We start from the raw sequence: 1837 nt of genomic DNA on the forward strand, positions 1-1837 counted from the left end.
GACAAATTGAAATATCACAAGAATTATTAGCAAATTATATTGATAATTATATAAAAAATATTTCCGTTAAACTTGATAATAAAAGTATTATATATAATTCTAATAATGAATTATCAGTGCCTTTTGATAATGATACGATTTATTATGAAAATAATGTATGAAAAGCAAAACAAGGCGGTGATATACCATCTGATGTTATTAAAGATAGTGATTTAAATAAAGATTATATTGATAAAGAAGATGGAAACTTGATAATAAAAGTATTATATATAATTCTAATAATGAATTATCAGTGCCTTTTGATAATGATACGATTTATTATGAAAATAATGTATGAAAAGCAAAACAAGGCGGTGATATACCATCTGATGTTATTAAAGATAGTGATTTAAATAAAGATTATATTGATAAAGAAGATGGAAAATATATTGTTAAAAAAGCACAAAGTGGTAGTTCAATAACAGTTAATGCCCCATTACATCAAAAAGATGATAGTAGTTTAGAATTATTATTATCAGATGAATTTGATATTGAAAATAATAAATTATCTTTAAATAAAGGTTTAAAAAATACTATTGAACAAATGTTAAAATGAGTGTTTGAAATAAATAAAAAAATAAAATGAGAAAAAGTAAGTATATCTTATACACCTGATAGTTCAACTTATATTGATATTCCTGAATTTTCAGAAAAATATCGTTATGATGTTAGAATATCACCAACTAATTTTAAAAAAGCTGAGGGGTTTCTATTACTTCGACCACCTTATTTTACCGAAACACAAGCAAATAAAACTTTAACAAAACAACAAAATGATTGTTTTGCTGGTGATGTGGGGCAAACCCCTTATGACCTTTCTTTATATAATTCTAGTGGTCGGGTTTATTTAACTGATGTTTCTACTGGTAATAATACAAAAATTAATAGTGTTCGTATTTTTCGACAAGAGGTGTAAATATGATAGATAAAGAAAATATTATTATTAAAAATGAAAATGGTACTTATTGACAAAGATTAGGTTTTGAACAAAGAAATCCAAGTCAAAGTTTTAAAGCATGAAAAAATCGTAAGTTTTTAAAATATGATAAATATCCATTTCATATTAAAAAAGCATATATTATGCGATATAATGGTTTATCAATTTTATATCATACACCATTTTTAAGTTTATATGGTTTATTTTTTACTAGTTTACACTTTAATTGAATACCAACATTAGAACCAGTTAAATTATATTTTATATTTAATATTATTTGGTTGATTAATATTTCGTAAATATCTTAAAAAACATAATGTTAATATTTGTCATAATTGTAAACAGCTTGATTAACGACAAAAATACCTAAAATACCAGCAATTAAATTACCGATTGGTAAATGTTTAGAACAAGTTTATAAAACTCCAAGTTATATTTTATATTTAATATTATTTGGTTGATTAATATTTCGTAAATATCTTAAAAAACATAATGTTAATATTTGTCATAATTGTAAACAAACAATAGAACAAGTTRAAAGTTGAAATCAATATTGTCTTAAAAAAAGATGAAATAAATAACATTTAAAAAAATAACCTTAATTGGTTATTTTTTATTTGTTTTTAAGATAATTAAATTCTTTTCACCATATTTATTGATTAAATATTCTCAGTCTCAKGTTGAATTTATATTTACATCTTCAATATCARTACCAGTTATATATTCACCAAGAGGAGTTTTACAWGGRMKATTACCTTTTTCAGAACGATAAYATAAAATATATTTATTCATTTTTATTATCTCCTTTATTATTTACAATATAATAATTGATAAAATGCTGTACTCGTTGGTTATGTGTAT

The 1837-nt window shown here is 22.3% G+C and carries 4 protein-coding genes; 3 read left to right on the forward strand and 1 reads right to left on the reverse strand.

The features are described 5' to 3' along the window. The 3 genes from C6B38_RS09755 to C6B38_RS02995 form a co-directional block, all read left to right on the forward strand. On the forward strand, positions 1-392 hold a 392-nt coding region (locus tag C6B38_RS09755), incomplete at its 5' end, for a hypothetical protein (RefSeq protein ID WP_162475830.1). Further along, on the forward strand, positions 293-955 hold the full coding sequence (locus C6B38_RS02990) for a hypothetical protein (protein ID WP_105298605.1): 663 nt from the start codon (positions 293-295) through the stop codon (positions 953-955). The genes C6B38_RS09755 and C6B38_RS02990, both read left to right, overlap by 100 nt. Positions 956-957: 2 nt before the next feature. Continuing rightward, positions 958-1275, forward strand: a complete 318-nt coding sequence (locus C6B38_RS02995) for a hypothetical protein (protein ID WP_105298606.1) — start codon at positions 958-960, stop codon at positions 1273-1275. A gap of 307 nt (positions 1276-1582) precedes the next feature. Here the strand turns inward: C6B38_RS02995 and C6B38_RS03000 are convergent, their stop codons facing one another. Then, complete coding sequence (locus C6B38_RS03000) at positions 1583-1768, reverse strand: hypothetical protein (protein WP_105298607.1); 186 nt, start codon at positions 1766-1768, stop codon at positions 1583-1585. Positions 1769-1837 lie beyond the last annotated feature (69 nt).

Source organism: Spiroplasma sp. ChiS, assembly GCF_002968355.1.
In the GTDB taxonomy this organism is placed as follows: domain Bacteria; phylum Bacillota_I; class Bacilli_A; order Mycoplasmatales; family Mycoplasmataceae; genus Spiroplasma; species Spiroplasma citri.